This window comes from Thermogutta sp., assembly GCF_014359955.1.
Taxonomy (GTDB): Bacteria; Planctomycetota; Planctomycetia; order Pirellulales; family Thermoguttaceae; genus Thermogutta.
Genome location: NZ_JACIYL010001108.1, coordinates 1 through 1,034, shown reverse-complemented (window position 1 = coordinate 1,034; position 1,034 = coordinate 1). Strand labels below are relative to the sequence as shown.

Below are 1,034 nucleotides of genomic sequence, written 5' to 3'. Positions count from 1 at the left end.
CATCCTGGAAATATTAACCGTATGTGCCCTGGGGGTATGGCTGGCCGCCTTATTCGTATCGCATTCCAGGTCCTCACAGTCGGCGTTTCGCTCGCCGGTTGACCTGAAAAGTCAGAGCGGCCCCCAAGAGCCCCTAAACGGAAAGAAGGCACAATCATCTCATCAAGGGAATGCCCTGGTCGCGGTCGAGCGCGCCAGCGACTTCCGCGAGGCGTCGTGGGATAGACAATATCAGCCAGGTCGAGAGCGTACCAACAATTCTTCCGAATCGCGCACCGCCCCTGGGCGATTTGGATTACCTGTCCCCTCCGGAAATTCGAATACCGAGGTCCCGGAGAATAGTACAGCCGTGCTGAAAGGAGACGTCCCGGAGGGTACTCCAGCAGCCTCAGCATCCCAGGAGGGAGTGGTTTTCGTCTCTTGGTTGGCCCCAGAGGCGGAGCACCAATCAGACGGAGTAGAGGTGGCAGTTCGTCAGATTCCCGTCGAATCGCGGGATGATTCGCGAGAGCGATCGGCGGTCCTTCCGCGTATTACAATGGCCAACGAAAAGGACGCGAGTGTGTCCCCTTCCCCCGGTCTGCTCGCCACAGATCAAGGAGGTGCTCCCAGTTCTGGAGGACCAGGCAATCTGGAGGTCATCGCGCCACCCCCGCCGATTCTGGAACCTTTTCCGGCCGGAAATGACAACACTAAGTCGTTCGATGACAACAATAAAACGCAGATCGAGTTACGGGAAGCCGATATTCGTGACACAATTCACACGCTGGCAAAAGAGGCCGGAATAAACGTTCTGCTCTCCAACAGTGTTCAGGGGAAACTCAGCCTTTCTCTGAACGATTTGACGCCACGGGAGGCCCTTTTGGCGGTACTCAAAGCGGCGGGATTTGTCTGGTATGAAGATAAAAAAGTCATTTATGTGGGAACTTCCCAGGAGATAAAGCTTCTGGAACAGTTGAGCGACCAGATATCAACGCGGATTTACAGGCCAAACTATGTTTCCGCAAAGGAATTGGAATCGCTGATTAAACCCT

The 1,034-nt window shown here is 54.7% G+C and carries 1 protein-coding gene; it reads left to right on the top strand.

Features of this window, described 5'->3' with window-relative positions; genetic code table 11:
* Positions 1-463 precede the first annotated feature (463 nt).
* Positions 464-1,034 (top strand): hypothetical protein (locus H5U08_RS19700; RefSeq protein WP_297037150.1); only part of this gene is annotated, 571 nt, incomplete at its 3' end.